Source organism: Streptomyces sp. MI02-7b (genome assembly GCF_033793585.1).
Classification (GTDB): domain Bacteria; phylum Actinomycetota; class Actinomycetes; order Streptomycetales; family Streptomycetaceae; genus Actinacidiphila.
This window is the reverse complement of the sequence record NZ_JARAWX010000002.1, coordinates 84,134-103,380: the sequence shown is the minus strand read 5'-3', so window position 1 is coordinate 103,380 and position 19,247 is coordinate 84,134. Positions and strand designations below refer to the sequence as shown.

16 protein-coding genes are annotated in these 19,247 nt (G+C 73.7%); 11 read left to right on the top strand and 5 right to left on the bottom strand.

Features of this window, described 5'->3' with window-relative positions:
• The first annotated feature begins 62 nt into the window (after window positions 1-62).
• Window positions 63-1,484 carry a hydrolase gene (locus tag PV364_RS02735; protein ID WP_319657951.1) on the top strand — a complete coding sequence of 474 codons (1,422 nt, stop codon included), beginning with the start codon at window positions 63-65 and terminating at the stop codon, window positions 1,482-1,484.
• Here PV364_RS02735 and PV364_RS02730 read toward each other — a convergent pair.
• From PV364_RS02730 to PV364_RS02720, 3 genes are read right to left on the bottom strand one after another with little or no spacing between them, the layout of a single operon-like run.
• Window positions 1,471-2,625, bottom strand: coding sequence for a glycosyltransferase (locus tag PV364_RS02730; protein WP_319657950.1), 1,155 nt, complete (start codon window positions 2,623-2,625; stop codon window positions 1,471-1,473). The genes PV364_RS02735 and PV364_RS02730 overlap by 14 nt on opposite strands.
• Window positions 2,625-3,881: a nucleotide sugar dehydrogenase gene (locus PV364_RS02725; protein WP_319657949.1), complete on the bottom strand. Its 1,257-nt coding sequence runs from the start codon at window positions 3,879-3,881 to the stop codon at window positions 2,625-2,627. The genes PV364_RS02730 and PV364_RS02725 overlap by 1 nt, the downstream gene beginning before the upstream one ends.
• A 17-nt stretch (window positions 3,882-3,898) precedes the next feature.
• Complete coding sequence (locus PV364_RS02720; RefSeq protein WP_319657948.1) at window positions 3,899-5,332, bottom strand: glycosyltransferase family 4 protein; 1,434 nt, start codon at window positions 5,330-5,332, stop codon at window positions 3,899-3,901.
• A gap of 60 nt (window positions 5,333-5,392) precedes the next feature.
• On the opposite strand from PV364_RS02720, the gene wecB reads away from it, so the two are divergent.
• From wecB to PV364_RS02695, 5 genes are all read left to right on the top strand, one after another.
• Window positions 5,393-6,478, top strand: a complete 1,086-nt coding sequence (wecB, locus tag PV364_RS02715; RefSeq protein WP_319657947.1) for a non-hydrolyzing UDP-N-acetylglucosamine 2-epimerase — start codon at window positions 5,393-5,395, stop codon at window positions 6,476-6,478.
• Entirely contained in the window at window positions 6,471-7,112 is a 642-nt protein-coding gene (locus tag PV364_RS02710; protein WP_319657946.1) for a class I SAM-dependent methyltransferase, read from the top strand. The genes wecB and PV364_RS02710 overlap by 8 nt, the downstream gene beginning before the upstream one ends.
• The gene (locus PV364_RS02705; protein ID WP_319657945.1) at window positions 7,112-8,950 is read left to right on the top strand and encodes a hypothetical protein; all 1,839 of its coding nucleotides are present in this window, start codon (window positions 7,112-7,114) and stop codon (window positions 8,948-8,950) included. The genes PV364_RS02710 and PV364_RS02705 overlap by 1 nt, the downstream gene beginning before the upstream one ends.
• A complete protein-coding gene (locus tag PV364_RS02700; protein ID WP_319657944.1) occupies window positions 8,947-11,115 on the top strand; it encodes a glycosyltransferase in 2,169 nt (722 codons plus the stop codon). The genes PV364_RS02705 and PV364_RS02700 overlap by 4 nt, the downstream gene beginning before the upstream one ends.
• 341 nt (window positions 11,116-11,456) lie before the next feature.
• A complete protein-coding gene (locus PV364_RS02695; RefSeq protein WP_319657943.1) occupies window positions 11,457-12,377 on the top strand; it encodes a carbohydrate kinase family protein in 921 nt (306 codons plus the stop codon).
• On the opposite strand, the gene PV364_RS02690 is transcribed toward PV364_RS02695, so the two are convergent.
• On the bottom strand, window positions 12,353-13,417 hold the full coding sequence (locus tag PV364_RS02690) for a DUF6745 domain-containing protein (RefSeq protein ID WP_319657942.1): 1,065 nt from the start codon (window positions 13,415-13,417) through the stop codon (window positions 12,353-12,355). The two genes, PV364_RS02695 and PV364_RS02690, sit on opposite strands and share 25 nt — an antisense overlap.
• Window positions 13,418-13,439: 22 nt before the next feature.
• Window positions 13,440-13,766, bottom strand: coding sequence for a hypothetical protein (locus PV364_RS02685; protein ID WP_319657941.1), 327 nt, complete (start codon window positions 13,764-13,766; stop codon window positions 13,440-13,442).
• Window positions 13,767-13,949: 183 nt separating this feature from the next.
• On the opposite strand from PV364_RS02685, the gene PV364_RS02680 reads away from it, so the two are divergent.
• The 5 genes from PV364_RS02680 to PV364_RS02660 are packed head-to-tail and all read left to right on the top strand — an operon-like array spanning window position 13,950 to window position 19,246.
• On the top strand, window positions 13,950-14,909 hold the full coding sequence (locus PV364_RS02680) for an STM4015 family protein (RefSeq protein WP_319657940.1): 960 nt from the start codon (window positions 13,950-13,952) through the stop codon (window positions 14,907-14,909).
• Between the two features lie 7 nt (window positions 14,910-14,916).
• Window positions 14,917-15,882, top strand: a complete 966-nt coding sequence (locus PV364_RS02675) for an STM4015 family protein (protein WP_319657939.1) — start codon at window positions 14,917-14,919, stop codon at window positions 15,880-15,882.
• Window positions 15,863-17,056 carry an STM4014 family protein gene (locus tag PV364_RS02670; RefSeq protein WP_319657938.1) on the top strand — a complete coding sequence of 398 codons (1,194 nt, stop codon included), beginning with the start codon at window positions 15,863-15,865 and terminating at the stop codon, window positions 17,054-17,056. The genes PV364_RS02675 and PV364_RS02670 overlap by 20 nt, the downstream gene beginning before the upstream one ends.
• Before the next feature lies 1 nt (window position 17,057).
• Window positions 17,058-17,864 carry an STM4013/SEN3800 family hydrolase gene (locus tag PV364_RS02665; RefSeq protein WP_319658343.1) on the top strand — a complete coding sequence of 269 codons (807 nt, stop codon included), beginning with the start codon at window positions 17,058-17,060 and terminating at the stop codon, window positions 17,862-17,864.
• Window positions 17,861-19,246: an STM4012 family radical SAM protein gene (locus PV364_RS02660; RefSeq protein WP_319657937.1), complete on the top strand. Its 1,386-nt coding sequence runs from the start codon at window positions 17,861-17,863 to the stop codon at window positions 19,244-19,246. Before PV364_RS02665 ends, PV364_RS02660 begins: the two co-directional genes overlap by 4 nt.
• Window position 19,247 lies beyond the last annotated feature (1 nt).

The window sequence follows — 19,247 nt, the reverse complement described above, 5'->3', positions numbered from 1 at the left end:
CGCGCGCAGAATTGGCGCCCGCACCGCCTCTCTGAACGCCCCCACACAGGAGGTCATGCAGGATGCTCGGATCTGCCCCGACCCGCCGCGGACTCACCGCGTCCGCCGCTGCCCTGGGTGCGCTGCTCGCGGTCACCGCTGTGCAGGCGGCCACCCCGACCACCGCCCACGCGGCCACCCCGCACCGTGTGCTGTTCGACAACGCCCACGCCGAGACGGCGGGCAACGCCGACTGGGTCATCGGCACCAGCCAGCCCGACCCGCTCGGCCAGGACGCCACCCCGTCCGCCGAGACCGACTGGACCGGCGCCCTGTCCTCCTGGGGCGTGGCCCTGCAGCGGACCGGCGCGTACGCGCTCAAGACGCTGCCCTCGGGCGGCTCCATCACCTACGGCACGTCCAGCGCCACCGACCTGAAGAACTTCGACACCTTCGTGCTGCCCGAGCCGAACGTGCTGCTGACGACGGCCGAGAAGACCGCCGTGATGAAGTTCGTGCAGGCCGGCGGCGGCCTCTTCCTCGTCTCCGACCACACCGGCGCCGACCGTAACAACGACGGTGAGGACGCGGTCGAGGTCATCAACGACCTGATGAGCAACAACTCCGTCGACAGCACCGACCCGTTCGGCTTCTCCGTCGACACGCTGAGCATCGCCTCGGACTACCCGAAGGCCATCACCGACAGCACCAACGCCGTGCTGCACGGCTCCTTCGGCACCGTCTCCAAGAGCCTGATCGCCAGCGGCACCACCGCGACCCTCAAGCCCGCCGACAACTCCTCCGTCAAGGGCCTGCTCTACCGGACCGGTTACTCAGGCACCACCGGCGCCTTCTTCGCCACCAGCACCTTCGGCAGCGGCCGGGTCGCCTTCTGGGGCGACAGCTCGCCCATCGACGACGGCACCGGCGCCTCCGGCAACACCCTCTACGACGGCTGGAACGACTCCGGCGCCACCAACGCCGCGCTCGCCCTGAACGCCACCGAGTGGCTGTCGGGCGCGACCGGCAGCGGAGGCGGAGGCGGCACCTGTGCCGCCGCCCAGCTGCTCGGCAACCCGGGCTTCGAGTCGGGCGGCACCACCTGGACGGCGTCCAGCGGCGTCATCACCGAGTCCGCGGACCAGGCCGCCCGCACCGGCTCGTACAAGGCGTGGCTCGACGGCTACGGCTCCGCGCACACCGACACCCTCGCGCAGACGGTGACGATCCCCGCGGGGTGCACCACCGCCACGTTCAGCTTCTACCTGCACGTGGACACCGACGAGACCACCACGACCACGGCCTACGACAAGCTCACCGTGGCCGCCGGCTCCACCACCCTGGCCACCTACTCCAACCTCAACGCCAACTCCGGCTACACGTTGAAGAGTTTCAGCCTCGCCGGCTTCGCGGGCCAGACGGTGACGGTCAAGTTCACCGGCACCGAGGGCTCGCAGATCCAGACGTCCTTCGTCATCGACGACACGGCGCTCACCGTGAGCTGACCGCCGCGGCACCGGGCCGGGTGGCGGCGGCAGCGGCCGCCGCCGCCCAGTCCTCCAGCCCGGCGACGAACTCGGCGGCCCGGTCGGGCCAGTTGAGCCCAGAAAGCGCCGCCGCGTGCCCCCGCGCGCCCATCAGGCCGCGCAGCTCGGGCTCCGCGCGCAGCCTGCGCACCGCCTCGGCGGCGGCGGACGGGTCCTCGTACGGCACGAGCAGCCCGCAGTCGTGCGCCTCGACCAGCTCGACGGCGAGCGGGTTGGGGGTGCAGACGACGGGGATGCCGTAGGCCATGTACTCCACGACCTTGGTCGGACGGGAGTGGCGGTAGTTGGCCTCGTCGCGCAGCAGGGAGATCCCCGCCAGCGCGCCGCGCAGCCGCCCGAGCGCCTCGTCGTTGGGCAGGAAACCGTGCCAGCGCAGCACGCCGTCGCGGTCGGCGGAGGAGAGCAGCGCGCGCACGTCGCCGTCGGCGGACCCGATCACCTCCACCCGGACCTCCGGGGCCAGCAGCCGCGCCATGGCGATGAGTTCCTCCGCGCCCCGGGCCCGGGACAGCTGCCCGAGGTAGACCACCCGGTCGTCGCCCGGCGGAACCGGGTTGCCCGGCGGCACCGTCACCAGGTTCGGCACGACGGGGTGGATGCGCCGGAACCGCGCCTGGTAGGCGTCCTCGGCCAGCAGCAGGTGGAGATGCCGTTCGGCGATCCGCTCCGCGGCGCGCACCGCGAGCCGCGTCGGCGGCCGCAGCACGCGCGGCACCCAGCCCTTCATGGCGATCGCGGCCGCCGTGTCCTCGTGCACGTCCCACACCACGGCGGGCCGCCGGGCGCCGATGCGCCGCCAGTGGCGCAGCGCGCCGGGCAGCGCGAGCAGCAGCTCCGGGTCGTGCAGCAGCACGACGTCCGCCGCGGGGCCGCGCGCGTCGAGCATCCGCCGCGCCGCCCGCACCGCAGCGCGCCGGTCGCGTCCCATGGCACGCGGCAGGTCGACCGCCTCCACCTCGGGGCGCGGTGTCACGCCCCGCGCGCCGAAGGGCGCGGCGTAGGTGACGGTGTGCCCGCGGTCCAGGAGCGCCCCGATCTGCCGGTGCAGTATCCGGGCGTCCTCGGGGTGGTGCACGACGGTCACGACGAGCACGTGCATCACAGCACCTCGACATCGGGCCGGTTCAGGCGTCCGCGCGTGTCGAACAGCAGGCGCGCGTGGCGCGCGACGTCCTGCAGGTCGTACGCGCTGTGATCCTGGAGGAGGATGGTCAGGTCGTGCTCCCGCAGCGCCGTGGGCAGGTCGCCGGCGGGCGCCACCGGTTCGCCGTCGACCGCCCAGGCGGGGACGAACGGGTCGTCATAGCTCACGTCGGCGCCGAGCTTGCGCAGCAGCCGTGCGACGGGGACCGCCGGGGTCTCCCGCTGGTCGGCCACGTCGGGTTTGTAGGTGACGCCGAGCAGCAGCACCCGCGAGCCGTGCACCGGCTTGCCCACGTCGTTGAGCAGGTCCTGCGAACGGCGCACCACGTACTCGGGCATCCGGTGGTTGATCTCCCGGGCGAGCTCCACGAAGCGGAACTCGTAGCCGAGGGTGCGGATCTTGTACGACAGGTAGTTCGGGTCGATGGGGATGCAGTGGCCGCCGACCCCGGCGCCGGGCCGGAAGGCCTGGAAGCCGAAGGGCTTGGTCGCCGCGCAGTCGATGGCGTTCCAGATGTCGACGTCGAGTTCTCGGCAGAGCACGGCCAGCTCGTTGACGAGCGCGATGTTGACGTGGCGGTAGGTGTTCTCCAGCAGCTTGGCCATCTCGGCCTCGCGGGTGCCCTTGGCCTGGACGACGGTGTCGACCACCTTGCTGTAGAACGCCACCGCGCGCGCCGCGCACTCCGGAGTGTGACCGCCCACGATCTTGGGCGTGTCGCGCAGGCCGTACGTCTTGTTGCCCGGGTCGATCCGTTCGGGGGAGAAGGCGAGCGCGAAGTCCCGTCCGGCACGTAGTCCCGAGCCTTCCAGGATGGGCCGCAGGACCTCGTCCGTGGTCCCCGGGTACGTCGTCGACTCCAGGACCACCAGCACCCCGGGCCGCAGGCGCGCCGCGATGGCTTCGCCGGCGCCGGTGACCGCGGTCAGGTCGGGTCCGCCGTCGGCGGACAGCGGGGTCGGCACGCAGATGATGATCGTCTGAGCGTCCGCCAGGCACTCCTGCCCGGTGCTGGCGATGAAGCCGGCGCCCAGCATGCGCGCGAGGTCGTCGTCGGAGACGTCGTCCACATGGGAATGGCCGGCGTTCAGACCGGCCACCACACGCGGATCGAGGTCATGACCCACCACACTCAGTCCCACCGCCGCGGCTTCGCGGGCGAGCGGCAGCCCCACGTATCCGAGGCCTACGACTGCGAGATCCACCGTCATGCGCACCATCCCGAGTGCTATCCGGCCCCAAGACTGCAGTAGGCGTCGCGCGTCCGCACGGCGATGTGTGCCCACGTACGGTCGCGAGCCACCCGGTTATGGGCGTTTTCACCCATCGTCCGTCGCCGTTTTGCACTATAGAGCAATACTTCGAGCGTTTCTGCCCAGGCGTGAGGATCTTCTGATGGAATTAGTTTTCCGTTCACCTCGTCTTCCACCAGCTCCCCCATGGCCTTGAGATCACTGGCAGCGACGGGAAGTCCACTCGCCATCGCCTCCACCGGCTTGAGAGGCGTTACCAATTGACATACCCGATCGGGCGTCCGCGGTACCGCGAAAACGTCCAATACCGCGTGATACGACCGAACTTCCGTGTAGGGAACGCGACCGGTGAACAGCGCGGCGTCACCGAGACCGAGTTCCGCCGCCTGCCGCTCCAGGGCCGGCCGCAGCGGGCCGTCGCCGACGATGAGCAGCCGCAGCGGCACCCCCCGGCGGCGCATTTCGGCGCCCGCGCGCAGCAGGGTGCCGATGCCCTCGTGCGGGGTGAGCGTGGAGACCGTGCCGACGACGAGTTCGTCCGGGCCGATGCCGAGCCGGGCGCGCAAGGGGCCCGCGTCGGGCAGCGGTTCCAGGAAGACGTCGTCCACCGCGTTCGGCACGACCCGCACGCGCTCCGCGGGCACACCGCGCGCGACGATCTCCTCCTTCATCGCCTCGCCGAGGGTGAACACCAGGTCCGCCGAGCGCATGCAGTGCGTCTCCAGCGCACGGCGCTCGCGGAAGGACGCGTCGTCCGGGCTGCGGCCGGGCCCCTGGGTCAGCCAGGTCTCCTCCAGGAAGCCGCGCACCTCGTACACCACCGGGATACCGAAGGATTCACGCAGGGCCAGGGCGACTCGGCCGTTCGGGTGATCGGTGGCCGCGTGCAGCACCTCCGGACGCAGCCGTTCGACCAACCGGGCGGCCAGCTCCGCGTTGCGGGCCAGGACCGCGCCGGGCGTCGCGGGCATCCGCAGGGGCAGCAGCCGGTGGTAGGGCACCCCGTCGACCACCTGCGTGGACCGGCCGTCCCACACGCCCTGCGCCACCGGGAAGCCCAGCCGGGTGACCACCTGCGGATCGAGCCCGGCCTGTCGCTGGGCCCGCGCGATGGCATGTGTGCGTACGGTGTAACCGGCATTCCGGTACGGCAGCGAGTTGGTGACCAGGTGCAGCACACGCCCCGGTACGGGTGTTCCCGGCGCGCCGCCCGGCGCGGCCACCGCGCTCGGCCCGTAGGCACGACCCGCGCCGCCGCGGACCCGGTGCGGGTCGCGGGCGGGCAACCGGGCAAGGGCCCACCCGGCGGGCCGGCGGGCCGGCCCCGGCGCGAGCCGCAGGGCGAGGCCGGCCGCCCGCACCGGGTCGGCCCGCAGATGACGGACCGCCACAGAGGCGGCGAGAATCAAGGCACGAAGATTACGACGTCGCACATCCCCACCTAAGCACCTCCAGCCACGGGAGGCACCGTGCTCGGTTCGGTAGTCCATGTTGTCGGCGCCAGGCCCAACTTCGTCAAGGCCGCACCGGTGGTCGCCGCACTACGGGCGGCGGGTCAGCCGCAGGCCGTGGTGCACACCGGGCAGCATTACGACGAGCGCATGTCGGACATCTTCTTCAGGGAACTCGGCCTGCCCGAGCCGGATGTGGACCTCGGCGTCGGCTCCGGCACCCACGCGCGGCAGACCGCCGCGCTGCTGGTCGCCCTGGAGGACGAGCTGTCCGCCCGCTCCCCCGCGCTCGTCACCGTCTACGGCGACGTCAACTCCACGCTCGCGGCCGCGCTGGTGGCGGCCAAGCTGGGACTGCCGGTCGCGCACGTCGAGTCGGGGCTCCGCAGCTTCGACATGACCATGCCGGAGGAGGTCAACCGCCGGCTGACCGACCAACTCGCCGACCTGCTCTTCGTCACCAGTCCCGAGGCGGTCGGCCACCTCGCCAACGAGGGTGTGGACCCGGCACGGGTGCACTTCGTGGGCAACCCGATGATCGACACCCTCATGGCCCACCTGCCGCGCTTCGACCCCGCGGCCGCCCGCGCCACGCACGGACTACCTGAACGCTACGGCGTGGTGACCCTGCACCGCCCGGCCAACGTCGACGACCCGGCCGCCGCCGGTGCCGCCGTACGGGCGCTGCGCGCCGCGGCCGAGCACGTGGAGCTGGTGATCCCGCTGCACCCGCGCGGGCGCGCCGCCCTGGAGGCGGCGGGCCTCGCGGGGGCACCCGGCGTGCGGATCGTGGAGCCGCTGGGGTACCTGGAGTTCATGGGGCTGCTGCGCGGCGCCGCCGCCGTGATCACCGACTCCGGCGGCGTGCAGGAGGAGTCGACCGTGCTCGGTGTGCCGTGCCTGACGCTGCGTCCCAACACCGAGCGCCCGGTGACGGTCACTCATGGCACCAACCGGCTGGTGGACCCCGGCAGCCTGGTACCCGCACTGCTCAAGGCGCTCGACGGCGGCTCGGCCGCCGCCGAGGGCCCGCCCCTGTGGGACGGCCGGTCCGGCGAGCGCATCGCCGGCATCATGACGGAATGGCTGGAGCACCATGTCTGATCCGTCGGCGCACAGGACCCGGGAGTACTGGGAGAAACGCCACCGGCGCCACGACGATCTCGCCTCCAGCGGGCACATCGGCCTGGAACGCGCGGGCAACGAGATCTTCTACGCCGTCCGCCTGGCCGAGCTGCTGCGCCACACCGGTGACGCGGGCAGCGGCACCGACCCCCTGTTCGTGCTCGACGCCGGGTGCGGCAAGGGATGGTTCTCCCGCGCCCTGGCCCGCTGCGGTCACCGCGTCGACGCCTTCGACGCCAGCACCGAGGCCGTCGGGCAGGCCCGCGAACTCGGCGGCGGCCCGCGCTACGCGGTCTCGGAGCTCGACGCGTGGCGCAGCCCGTGGCTGTACGACGTGGTGCTCGGCGTCGACGTGCTCTTCCACGTCATGGACGACGCGCTCTGGGAGTCGTCCCTGGTCAATCTCGCCTCCCTGGTCCGGCTGACCGGCCGTCTGATCGTCTCCGACGAGGACGCGCCGCGCCGGACGCCCCGGGGCGACTACATCATGCACCGGCCCACGGCCGAGTACCGTGCCGTCGTGGAACCGCTCGGCCTGCGCCACACCGGTTTCACCCCGTACGGTTTCCGGGAGAACAGGGTCGGCTTCCACGTCTTCACGAGGACCTCTTGATGCGCCTGCTCGATCTGCTTCACCCGCACCTGGACGGCGTGACCGAGGTCGTCGACGCGACCGGCGGCGGCATTCCACTCGAGCCGTACCTGCACCTGCCCGAGGGCGTCCGGCTCAGCCGCTCCGATCCGGCGGACCCCGAACCGGTCGGCGAGGGGCGGCTGCTCCTGCTGTCGTACGGCCCCGATCCGGCACGGCACGGGGACGAGGCGGCGTTCGCGGCCGCACTGGGGCGGATGCGGCCCGGCGGGCGCGGTCTCGTCGTCCTCGGCCACCCCACGACCGAGTTGCCCTACCACCGGCTGCTGGACGGGCTGGTCGCCCACCGCTGCCAGGTGCTGCGCGCCGCCGGGCTGGGCTACGTCCACCTGCACGGCGGGGCCGTCTTCGCCTGCACCGAGCACCTGCTGCCGCTCCACGACAGCGCGGGCCGCCCGGCGCCCGGCGACGGCAGTGACGGCGGTGACCCCCTCGGCACCGCGCTGCGGATCGCCGACGAGTACGTCCTCACCGACTTCGTCTCCCGCGCGCAGCGCGACCGGCTGCTGGACCTGGAACGGCGCCACGAGCAGGACAGCCGGGCCCTGGAGACGCTGCGCGACGAGACCGGCGCGGACCGGGCGGCCGCCGCGGTCCGCGAACGCGACCAGATCGCCGCGGCGCTGCGCCAGGCCCGGGAGCGGGTCGGCGTGCTGGAGGCCCGGGTCGCCATGCTGCAGGGCTCCACCTCGCTGCGGGTCGGCCAGGTGCTCGTCTCGGCCGCCCGCTCCCCGCTGCGCGGCTCGGCGCGGCTGCCGCGCGAGCTGTACGGGATGTGGCGCGGGCGCAGCAAGGGCGGCCGGCCGGTCGCGGCCCGTCCGGCCGGCCCGGCCCTCCCCGCGCTGCCGGAGGCCGCCTCGGCCGACGGCGACCGGCTGCACCTCGCGCACCGCGCCTTCTCCGCGGGGCCCCGGGACCGCCTCGTCGTCGCCGGCGTGCTCGACGCGGCCACGGCCGCCGACTTCGCCCACGACGCGGTCGTCAACCGCGCGCTGCCGCACGACGCCGCGCTGGTCGCCGAACGCACCGACCCGGACGTCCTGGTCGTCCAGCTCAGCGCCTGTACGGGGCCCGGGCCCTGGGCCCACACCGGCACCGGGCTCGCCCCCGACCTGGACCGGCGGCTCGCCGAACTGCTGGCCACCGCGCACGCCGCGGGCCGCCCGACGGTCCTGTGGCGGGACGGCCCCGCGTCGGCCGCCCCGGGGCTGTCCCGCTTCCCCTGGGACGCCGTCCTCGACGGCGACACCGGAGTGCAGCCGGCCCGGCTGGACCCGGCGACGACGGCGCGGGCCGACCTGCGGGAGATCTTCGCCTCGCGGGCCACCCGGGTCCGGCTGTCGCAACTCGCCCGGATCGCCGGCGCCACCGACCCGCTGGACGCCCGGCGGGTCTCGGTACTCGCCGACCCGCGTGACAGCGCGGAGATCTCCCGGCTCATCGGGCAGGTGCTCGCGCAGCTGCACCGGCCCGCCGAGGTGCTGGTCCCCAGTCCCGGCACCGCGCTGGCGGAGCTCACCGCGGGCGGCGTCACCGTACGGGCCTCCGGCGACGGGCCGAGCACGCCCTGGGTGGCGGACTGGACCGACCTCGGCGAGGAGCGCGAGGCCGCCCACCTGCTGGACCTGATGTGTGCTCAGGAGTGCTCCGGGGCCGACGCGGTGGGCTACAGCGCCGACGGCACGGGCTTCGTGCCGCACGTCAACGGGTTCAGGCCCGCTCTCGTCCGCAAGTCGCTGTGGCGTGCCCCCGAGGGCGCGGGACGGCTGTTCACGATCCGCCGGGAGGACGCACGATGACGGGGACGCGCACGATCCGCGCGATGGTCTACGGGGACGTGGACCTCAATCTCATCGACGGCTCCGCGGTCTGGGCGCAGTCGATGGTGCAGGCGCTGTCGCTGGCCGGGTGCGAGACCCGGCTGGTACTCAAGGCGCCCGTGCGCACCGGGCGGCTGGTCGACCCGCTTGCCGAACTGCCGGGCGTCACGGTCCTGAGGACGGACCGCGTGCTCTCCCCCGTCCAGGCCTCGCGGAAGCTGCGCGCCCTGGACGAGGAGGAGCCGTGCGACCTGCTGGTGCTGCGCGGCCGGCGCGCGGTCACGCAGATCGTGGCGGACGGCGACTTCGACGGGAGGATCTGGGCGTACCTGACGGACATCCCGCAGTCGGCGGCGGAGATGACCGGCGAGGCCGCCCAGGACCTGGCCCGGATCGCCGAGGCCTCCCGGCAGTTGCTGTGCCAGACCGAGGAACTGCGCTGCTTCATCGAGGCGTGGGTGCCGGAGGCCTGCGGCAAGTGCGTGCTCTACCCGCCGAGCGTGCCGGTGCCCGACTTCGACGTGCCGGAGCACGAGTCGGCGGGTGACCCCGTGCGCCTGGTCTACACGGGAAAGTTCGCGCCGCGCTGGAACACCCTGGAGATGACGGAGCTGCCGCGCGCGCTCGCCGGGCGCGGCGTACGGGCCGAACTGCACACCGTCGGCGACAAGATCCACGACGATCCGCTGCACCCCGAGTTCCACGACCGCATGGAGCGCGCGCTCACCACCACCACGGGTGTGGTGCACCACGGCGGCACGCCCCGCCAGGAGGCGATGCGGATCGCTGCGGGTTGCGACGTGGGGCTGGGCTGGCGCCATCCTGATCTGGACGCGAGCCTCGAACTGTCCACGAAGGTTCTGGAGTTCGGCACCCTGGGGCTGCCGGTCGTGCTGAACCGCACCCCCGCGCACGAGGCCCTGCTCGGCGCCGACTACCCGCTCTTCGTCCCCGGCCGCGGGACCCTGGACGACGCGGCCGAGGCCGTGGCCGTCGCCGCCGGCTCCCAGGAGGCGTACCGGACGGCGGCGCGGCGCTGCCGCGAGGCCGCGGCGCACTTCTCGCTGGAACGGGCCGCCGAGCGGCTGCGGGGGCACCTCGACCGGGCCTTCCCCGCGACACCGGACGGACTGGAGAAGCGCACCCGGCCGCTGCGCGTGGTGGTCGCCAGCCACGACCTGAAGTTCTTCACCCGGCTGCTCGACCACTTCCAGGCGCTGCCCGGCGTCGAGGTGCGCATCGACGCCTGGTCGGCGCTGGCCAAGCACGATGTGGCGGCCAGCCGTGAACTCGCCGCCTGGGCGGACGTGGTGGTCGTGGAGTGGTGCGGCCCCGCGGCCATCTGGTACAGCCGCCACAAGCGGCGCGGCTCGCGGCTGCTGGTGCGGCTGCACCGCTTCGAGCTGTACGCGGGCTACCCCGACCAGGTGGACATCGACGCCGTCGACCGGGTCGTCTGCGTCAGCCCGCACTACACCGAGCTCACCCGCGAGCGCACCGGTTGGCCGGACGCCAAGATCGTGACGATCCCCAACTGGGTCGACGACCGCCAGCTGGACCGCCCCAAGGCCGCCGACGCCCGCTACCGCCTCGGCATGATCGGCATCGCGCCCGCCCGCAAGCGGCTCGACCTCGGGCTGGACGTGCTGGAGGCACTGCGCGCCCGGGATCCGCGCTGGCAGCTGTCGGTGAAGTCCAAGATGCCGTGGGACTACTGGTGGATCTGGAACAAGCCGGAGGAGCGCACGCACTACGACGCGATCCTGCGCCGGGTGCAGTCGGGCCCGCTGCTGGAGGACGCCGTGGTCTTCGACAGTTTCGGCCCGGACGTGGCGAGTTGGCTGCGGCGGATCGGCTTCGTGCTGTCCACCAGCGACGACGAGAGCTTCCACCTCGCTCCGGCCGAGGGCATGGCCTCCGGGGCCGTCCCCGCGCTGCTGCCCTGGCCGGGAGCGGACGCGATCTACGACCGCCGGTGGATCCACGACTCCCCCGAGGCGATGGCGGACGCAATCCACACCCTGGCCGAGGACGGCTGGGAGGCCGAGGCCGGGCACGCGCGCGGCTGGCTGCAGAAGTCCTTCGGCCTGGACAAGGTGCGTGCCGCGTGGACCGAACTGCTCACCGGCGCCACGGCACACTGAGCGTCCGGCCGCCAGGTGACGGTCCGCCCGGCGACCGGTCCGTGCACGGCCGGATCACGAACAGGCGGATCGAACAGGCGGATCGCGAACGGCCGGGTCCTGCCCGGCCGGACCGCGACGAACCGGCCGGGCACCGGACGCTCCGCAGGGGAACGGTCCACCGACGGGGACGAGGGCGGCGACCTCTCCCTCCACGGCCGGCTCGCCCTGGAGTGGGTCTCCGCTGCACCCGTGTGCGGAAGGAGCGGGCCCAAGGGGCCGCCGAACGGATCGCCGAACACACGACCGAACGGCCGTCCCAGCCGTAACATGGCGCCCGGGGTGGCCTATTGGAGGTGGACATGACCACGGATGAGTCGCCGTACGACATGCTCGTCGTGGGCGGTTCGGGAGTGGACACGGTGGTGCGGGTCGACAGCCTGCCCGTGCCGCCCGCGGACTCCCTCGGCGTGCCGCCCATCCTGGAGTGGCCGGGACAGACGGGCGGGAACGTGGCACTCGGCTGCCGCGCGCTCGGAATGACGGTGAAGTTCCTCGACTTCGTCGGCGACGACTGGCTCGGCGGCCTGGTCCGCGAGCGCCTCGCCAAGGGCGACGTCGACTTCGAGCCGTTGATCTCCCCGGCGGGCACCCGCCGGGCGGTGAACCTGGTGGACAGCACCGGCCGCCGGATGTCCTTCTACGACGGCCGCGATCCGGCGGACCTGCGGATGCCCCGCGACCTCTACCTCCCGCACCTGCGGCGCGCCCGGCACGTGCATCTGTCGATCTCCCACTTCACCCGCTTCCTGTACGACGACATCGAGCAGCTGGGCCTGCCCGTCTCCACCGACCTGCACGACTGGGACGGACTCGCCGAGCACCAGCGGGAGTTCGCCCGCCGCTCCGACCTGGTGTTCCTCAGTGCCGCGGGCTCGGGTGAGCGCATCGCGGACGTCATGCGCGGCATCCTGCGCGACGGCCGTGCCACGGCGGTCGTCGCCACCGCGGGCGCCGGCGGTGCCTACCTCCTCGAGCGGGACGGCAGCCGCACCCCCCGGCACATCCCCACCGTGCCCCCGCCCGGCCCCGTGAAGGACTCCAACGGGGCGGGCGACGCCTTCGTCTGCGGCTTCCTGTACGGGCGGGCGCGCGGCCTGGACTTCGCCGAGTGCGCCCGGCTCGGCGCGGTCGCCGGCGCGCACGCCTGCGTGGCGGAGGGCAATCTCTCCCTCGTCGACGCGGAGACCCTGGACGCTCAGGTCTCCCGTTCCGGCACGTAGTCCGCTTCCTCCAGGCCGAAGGTCCAGGCCACGCCCTCCCGGGCGGTCCGGGTCCGCGGCGGCACCCGCAGCCAGTACGTGCGGTGGGTGCCGTCCGGTTCCGGCGTGGAGTTGACGACCTCGACCATCACGAGCGGTTCGTCCCCCTCCAGCTCGATCCGCCACAGCACTCCGGCCGCGTCGCGTTGCACCGGCTGCGCGCCGGACTCCTCCAAGTAGCGGTCGTATCCGTAGTACTCCAGCATCACCCGGCGCAGTTCGGCGTTCTCCTCCTCGCGTATCCGCCGGGGCGTCAGCTCCGACAGCCCGTCGAGGAACGCGGCCGGCACCGGCATGCCCCGCCACGCGTGCAGGGCGAAGCCGTCGGGGAAGGCGAGCGCGGGACCGTCGCCGCGGTCGAGGCGGCCGGCCTCGTCCCGGTGCAGCTGAAGGGGGCGTTCGGCGACGACGGCGACCCGCTCGTACGGCCACCACCAGCCCGCGGAACGGGCCACGGCACCGAGCCCCGCCAGGTCCCCGGTGCCCTCCTGGCCGTCGAACGCCGCCAGCCAGGCCGCGTCGTGCTGGCCGAGGACCGCGTCGAGCAGGGCCGCGCGGATCGCCGGCTCCCCGCCGGGCAGGTCGGCGGCGGACTCCACCACCCCGGTCCGTATCCGTTCGGTCAGCAGCACCGTGCCGTCCCACAACGGGGCCCCCGTCACAGCCCAGTGCGCCGCCCATCCGGCCGGACCCATCCGCTCGGAGACCCGCTCCCGTGCGGCGGCCCACGGCAGGGTGCGCACCCGCTCACGGACGCCGGCACCCGCCGAGCCCTCCTCCTTCAGGCGTGCCGCCAGGGCCGCGCCCTCGCGGGGCGAACCCGCCCACACGATGCGCTCCGGCCCGCTCAGACCCGCGAGCCGGTAGGCCAGCCGCACCCCGTCCTCGGCCGCCGCGCGGTCGGCCGGGCCCGTCGCCGCGGCGACCTCGCGCCACACCGCCGTCGTCTCCACCGCGGTGGCCGCTTCCGTCTCCACCGCCACCGTCTCCGTCACCGTCATCGCTCCCGCTCCCCGGTCCTTGTCAGTCCGCCACGACGCGCACCGCGCCGGGCACGTACTCGCGCTGCCGCACCACCCGGTACCAGCCCTTCGGCAGGGGTATGGCGGCGTGCTCCTCGTGCACCACACGTCCCCCGTCGGGGAGATGGAGGTACGCCGCGCCGAAGGGCCCCGGCTCGCGGACCAGGGTGCCCGGCCCGACGACCGCGTGGGCGTGGCCGGTGACCTCGCCGAGCGCGAGCACGAGCCTGCCCCGCCCGTCCCGCGGCTGCCGCGGCAGCCGGTCCGTGCCCGGTGGCACGGCGGCCTGCGCGACGGGCACGATCAGGACGTCCCCCTGCCGGTACATGGCTGTCTCCCTTCGCCGTCGGCGCGCCTCGCCGCCCGATGTCCACGACGCTACGCGGGGGGTCCGACAACGCCCTCGCGGCGCTTCGCCGTCCACAGCCCGGGCGCACCGCTGTCGGCGGGGCTTGGTACAACTCTTCGCGAGCGCACCGCACCGGCCCGTCCACGTCAGGAGACCAGCGACATGTCCCACGTCGAGCACCTGCAGGAACTGCACGGCCTGCCGGCCTTCGAATTCCCCGGTCCCGACGCGCGGCGGGAGCTGCCGGAGGCCGGGGCCGTGGCCTGGCGGCTGGCCGTCGACCCCTACAACGACAGCGCCCCGGAGGCCTTCGAGGCCTTGTGGGACCGCTTCCTGGACACGGTGGACACCGCGTCGGTGCGGGCCCTGGTGATCGGGTCGTGGGGCGAGCCCTACGACAACGACTCCGCCGTCGTCGTGCGGCGGCTCGTCGACGCCCGGGACCGGCTGACCGGCCTGCAGGCCGTGTTCATCGGTGACCTGGAGATGGAGGAGGCCGAGATCTCCTGGATCGAGCAGTCCGACGTCACCCCGGTCCTCGACGCGTACCCGCTGCTGGAGGAGTTCGGCGTCCGCGGCGGCACGGGGCTGCGCTTCCCCGCGGTCCGCCACAAGCACCTGCGCACGCTCTGCTTCGAGGCCGGGGGTCTGCCCGGCGAGGTGGTCCGCGGTGTCGCGGCGAGCGAACTGCCCGCGCTGGAGTACCTGGAGCTGTGGCTCGGCGTCGACGAGTACGGCGGAGACGCCACGGTCGCCGACCTCGCCCCGATCCTCGCCGGGGGCCGTCTGCCCGCGCTGCGCCATCTCGGCCTGCGCAACAGCGAGATACAGGACGAGATCGCCGCCGCGGTCGCCGCCGCCCCGGTCGTCGCCCAGCTCAAGTCGCTGGACCTGTCGCTGGGGGTGCTCACCGACGAGGGCGTCGGCGCTCTGCTGGCCGGTCAGCCGCTCACCCACCTGAGCTGGCTGGACCTGCACCACAACTTCGTGAGCGACCCGTTCGCCGAGCGGGTGCGCGCGGCGCTGGAGCCCTCCGGCGTCGAGGTCGACCTGTCCGAGCCCGGTGACGAGGACGAGGACGAGGACGGCACCGTCTTCCGCTACACCGCCGTCGCGGAGTGAGGCACCGATGACCTTCGCCGAACACCTGGAGACCCTGCACGGGCTGCCCGTGCACACCCTGCCCGGGACCGACGCGGCCGATCTGCCCGCGGCCGGCGACGTGGCCTGGCGGCTGGACTGCTACGCGACCGACGAGGAGCCCTTCGCCGACCTGTGGCGCGCCTTCACGGGCGCCGTCGACACCGAGCGGGTGCGGGCCCTCGTCATCGGCCCGTGGTGGCACGACGAGTACACCGAGCTGCGCCCGGCACTGGACCTGCTCCTGGCGGACGCGGCACGCTTCCCGGCCCTGCGCGCCCTCTTCCTCGCCGACGTCATCGGGGAGGAGTGCGAGATCTCCTGGCTCCAGCTGACCGACGTCACCCCCGTCCTGGAACGCTTCCCGCTGCTGGAGGAGCTGGGCGTGCGGGGCGGCGACTCCCAGGGTCTGGGCGACGAGCCGTTGACGCTCCGCCCGGTGCGGCACGAGGGGCTGCGCGTGCTGCGCTTCGAGTCCGGCGGGCTGCCCGGGCAGGTCGTCCGGGCCGTCGGTGCCTGTGAACTTCCGGCCCTGGAACGCCTGGAGCTGTGGCTAGGGGTGTCCGAGTACGGCGGCGACGCGACCGTCGCCGACCTGGCGCCGCTGCTCGCCGGCGGGCGGTATCCGGCGCTGCGCCATCTCGGTCTGCAGGACAGCGAGTTGCAGGACGAGATCGCCGCCGCCGTCGCCTCAGCCCCGGTGGTGGCGCAGCTGGAGTCGCTGAGCCTGTCCATGGGCACCCTCACCGACACCGGGGCCGAGGCACTGCTGAGCGGCCAGCCCCTCACCCGCCTCAAGCGGCTCGACCTGCACCACCACTATCTGAGCGAGGCCGTGGTCGAGCGCCTGCGCGGCGTCTTCGGCGCCACCGGGACCGAGGTCGACCTCTCCGAGCCCCGGACGCCGCACCGCCGGCGGGACGAGGAGTGGCGCTATGTCGCCGTCTCCGAGTAGCCCTCCGCGGAACGCCGGGCCGGCCGGGGGCACGGTCCGCTTCGCCGTCGTCGGCAATCCCGAGAACCGCCGCACGACGCTCTTCGCCGACGCCGTACGCGCCGCCGGGCATCCCGCGCCGCGAGTGCTGCCCTGGCGCCAGGTGCTGGACGGGGGGTACGGATTCGAGGCGGGCGAGTTCGTGCGGATCGACTCCCCCGGCGAGAACGCCGACGTGGACCGGCTGCTGCGGGGCGCCGGCGATCCGGCCCGGGTCGAGGGCTCGGCGCTGTGGTACCGCCGCTTCACCGCGGCGGTGCGGGAGGTCGCGGACGCGGCGCGCCGGGCCGGCGCGGTGCCGTCCGCGGACCCGGAGGACGTCGCCGTGATGTTCGACAAGCGGCGCTGCCACGCCCGGCTCGCCGCCGCCGGGGTTCCGGTGCCGCCCGCCCTGAGCGGCGCGGTCGACGGCTGGGCGGACCTGCGGGACGGACTGCGGGACGCCGGTGTCCCGCGGGCATTCGTCAAGGCCGCGCACGGGTCGTCGGCCTCCGGCGTCGTGGCGCTCGCCGTGGCCGGACCCGGCCGGGTCCGGGCCACCACCTCGGTGGAGACCACGCAGGACGGGCGGTTGTTCAACTCCCTGCGGGTACGGCACTACACGACCGAACCGCAGGTCGCCGCCCTGGTCGACGCCCTGGCCCCGGACGGCCTCCACATCGAGCGGTGGCTGCCCAAGGCCTCCCTCGGCGGCCGGGCGGCCGATCTGCGGGTGGTGGTCGTCGCGGGCCGCGCCACACACGCGGTCGTCCGCACGAGCCGGCACCCGATGACCAACCTCCACCTCGGCGGCGCCCGCGGCGACCTCGGCGCGGCCCGCGCGGCCATCCGGGCCGCAGGCGGCGCCCTGGACGACGCGCTGCACCTCGCCGAGCGTGCGGCCGCCTGTTTCCCCGGCACCCTCTGTGTGGGCGTCGACGTCCTGCCCGCGACAGGCTGGCGGCGCTTCGCCGTCGGCGAGGTCAACGCCTTCGGGGACCTGCTGCCGCGGCTGACCGGGCTGCCCGGCAGCGGAGCCGAGGGCCTGGACACCTACGCCGCGCAGGTCGCCGCCGTACCGGCCGTGATGGAGCGCGAGCACGCACGACGCAAGGAGCAAGACCGTGAGAACCCGGTCGGCACGGCCGACGCCTGACATGAACGAGGTCGTGGGCAGCCACGACCTCCTGATGGTCGTCCTCGACACCCTCCGTTACGACGTGGCGCAGGAGTTGGCGGCGGCAGGCCGCATACCGCACCTGGCGCGCCGGCTGCCCGGTGGCCGGTGGGAGCGCCGGCACGCGCCCGGCAGCTTCACCTACGCCTCGCACCAGGCGATGTTCGCGGGCTTCCTGCCCACGCCCGCCGTACCGGGCCCGCACCCGCGGCTCTTCGCCGCCCGGTTCGCGGGCAGCGAGAGCACCGCGGACGGCACCTTCGTGTACGACACGCCCGACCTGGTGTCCGGACTGGCCGCGGCCGGGTACCGCACGGTGTGCGTCGGCGGGGTCGGCTTCTTCAACAAGCAGGGGCCGCTGGGCTCGGTGCTGCCCGGGATGTTCCAGGAGAGCCACTGGGAACCGGAGTTCGGGGTGCCCTCCCCCACCTCCTTCGAGGCGCAGGTGGCCTGTGCGGAGAAGGTGGTGGCCGGGCTGCCGCGCGAGCAGCGGCTCTTCCTCTACGTGAACGTCTCGGCGCTGCACCAGCCCAACTGGTTCCACCTGCCCGGCGCCACCCGGGAGTCGGGCGACACCCGCGCCTCGCACGCGGCCGCTCTGGAGTACGTGGACCGGCACATCGGGCGGCTGTTCACCGCGGCCGCGAGCCGCCGCCGCTGCTTCGCGGTCGTCTGCTCCGACCACGGCACCGCGTACGGGGAGGACGGGCACACCGGCCACCGCATCGGCCACGAAGTCGTCTGGACCGTCCCCTACGCCCACTTCTTCCTCGACGAGGCCCGATGACCCACACCGACGTGACCCTCTCCCCGGCATCCGCGGCGCAGCCGGCGCCCGACCCGGACCGCCCGTACCAGCACTACGTCTACGCCTACCCGCACAAGACGGCCTACCGCCCGCTGCCCCGCGGCGGCGCCCGGCTGCGCGACCTGTGGGCGGACGAGCCCAAGGACGCCCTGTCCCTCTACTTCCACATCCCCTTCTGCGAAGTGCGCTGCGGATTCTGCAACCTCTTCACCCGGATCGGTGCCCCGGACGGCCTGACCACGGCCTATCTGGACGCCATGGAGCGCCAGGCGCGTGCCGTGCGCGAGGCGCTCGGCGGAGAGGCTCGGTTCGCCAACGCGGCGTTCGGCGGGGGCACTCCCACCTTTCTGGAGGCCGCCGAGCTGGAGCGACTGTGCGATCTGGCGGAGTACGGCCTCGGTGCCGACCTGACGGCGGTGCCGCTGTCCGTCGAGGCGTCCCCCGCCACGGCGACCGCGGACCGGCTCTCCGTACTGGCGGCCCGCGGCACGACGCGGCTGAGCCTGGGCGTGCAGAGCTTCGACGACGCCGAGGCGCGCGCCGCCGTGCGTCCACAGCGCCGCGCCGACGTCGAGGCGGCCCTCGGCCGCGTCCGGGACGCCGGCATCCCGGTGCTCAACATCGACCTGATCTACGGCATCGACGGCCAGACCGAGGCGTCCTGGCAGCGCTCCCTCGACGCGGCCCTCGCGTGGCGCCCCGAGGAGCTGTACCTCTACCCGCTGTACGTACGCCCGTTGACCGGTCTCGGCCGGCAGGCGGGCACGGGGTCCGGCGACCCCGCGTGGGACGAGCAGCGGCTGCGTTTGTACCGCCGCGGCCGCGACCACCTCCTCGCGCACGGCTACGAGCAGGTGTCGATGCGCATGTTCCGCAGGTCCGGCGCGCCGGCCGACGGGGGTGGCGACTACGCCTGCCAGACCGACGGCATGGTCGGCCTCGGCTGCGGCGCCCGTTCGTACACCTCGGCGCTGCACTACTCGTTCGACTACGCCGTCGGCATGCAGGAGATACGCAGGATCGTCGACGACTACACCGCCCGCCCCCAGGAGGACTTCGAGGACGCCGACTTCGGCTGGGCGATGGACGCCGAGGAGAGCCGGCGCCGCCACCTCCTGCAGTCGCTGCTCCAGGCCGAGGGCCTGCGCGTGGCGGACTACCGCGCCCGCTTCGGCACCGCGCCCGGCGAGGACTTCCCCGCCGAACTGGAGCGCTTCGCCGGTCGCGGCTGGCTGGACCCGGCCGCCGGTCCCGGGCTGCTGCGCCTGTCCCCCGAGGGCCTGGCGCACTCCGACGCACTCGGACCGGCGCTGTTCTCCGCGGCCGTGCGCGCCCGCATGGCCGGTTACGAGCCGAAGTGAG

Excerpts from the sequence above, each read along its gene's own strand:
- PV364_RS02735 (WP_319657951.1), top strand. The coding sequence starts at position 63 with ATGCTCGGATCTGCCCCGACCCGCCGCGGACTCACCGCGTCCGCCGCT.
- PV364_RS02730 (WP_319657950.1), bottom strand. The coding sequence starts at position 2,625 with ATGCACGTGCTCGTCGTGACCGTCGTGCACCACCCCGAGGACGCCCGG.
- PV364_RS02725 (WP_319657949.1), bottom strand. The coding sequence starts at position 3,881 with ATGACGGTGGATCTCGCAGTCGTAGGCCTCGGATACGTGGGGCTGCCG.
- PV364_RS02710 (WP_319657946.1), top strand. The coding sequence starts at position 6,471 with ATGTCTGATCCGTCGGCGCACAGGACCCGGGAGTACTGGGAGAAACGC.
- PV364_RS02705 (WP_319657945.1), top strand. The coding sequence starts at position 7,112 with ATGCGCCTGCTCGATCTGCTTCACCCGCACCTGGACGGCGTGACCGAG.
- PV364_RS02700 (WP_319657944.1), top strand. The coding sequence starts at position 8,947 with ATGACGGGGACGCGCACGATCCGCGCGATGGTCTACGGGGACGTGGAC.
- PV364_RS02695 (WP_319657943.1), top strand. The coding sequence starts at position 11,457 with ATGACCACGGATGAGTCGCCGTACGACATGCTCGTCGTGGGCGGTTCG.
- PV364_RS02690 (WP_319657942.1), bottom strand. The coding sequence starts at position 13,417 with ATGACGGTGACGGAGACGGTGGCGGTGGAGACGGAAGCGGCCACCGCG.
- PV364_RS02685 (WP_319657941.1), bottom strand. The coding sequence starts at position 13,766 with ATGTACCGGCAGGGGGACGTCCTGATCGTGCCCGTCGCGCAGGCCGCC.
- PV364_RS02680 (WP_319657940.1), top strand. The coding sequence starts at position 13,950 with ATGTCCCACGTCGAGCACCTGCAGGAACTGCACGGCCTGCCGGCCTTC.
- PV364_RS02675 (WP_319657939.1), top strand. The coding sequence starts at position 14,917 with ATGACCTTCGCCGAACACCTGGAGACCCTGCACGGGCTGCCCGTGCAC.
- PV364_RS02670 (WP_319657938.1), top strand. The coding sequence starts at position 15,863 with ATGTCGCCGTCTCCGAGTAGCCCTCCGCGGAACGCCGGGCCGGCCGGG.
- PV364_RS02665 (WP_319658343.1), top strand. The coding sequence starts at position 17,058 with ATGAACGAGGTCGTGGGCAGCCACGACCTCCTGATGGTCGTCCTCGAC.
- PV364_RS02660 (WP_319657937.1), top strand. The coding sequence starts at position 17,861 with ATGACCCACACCGACGTGACCCTCTCCCCGGCATCCGCGGCGCAGCCG.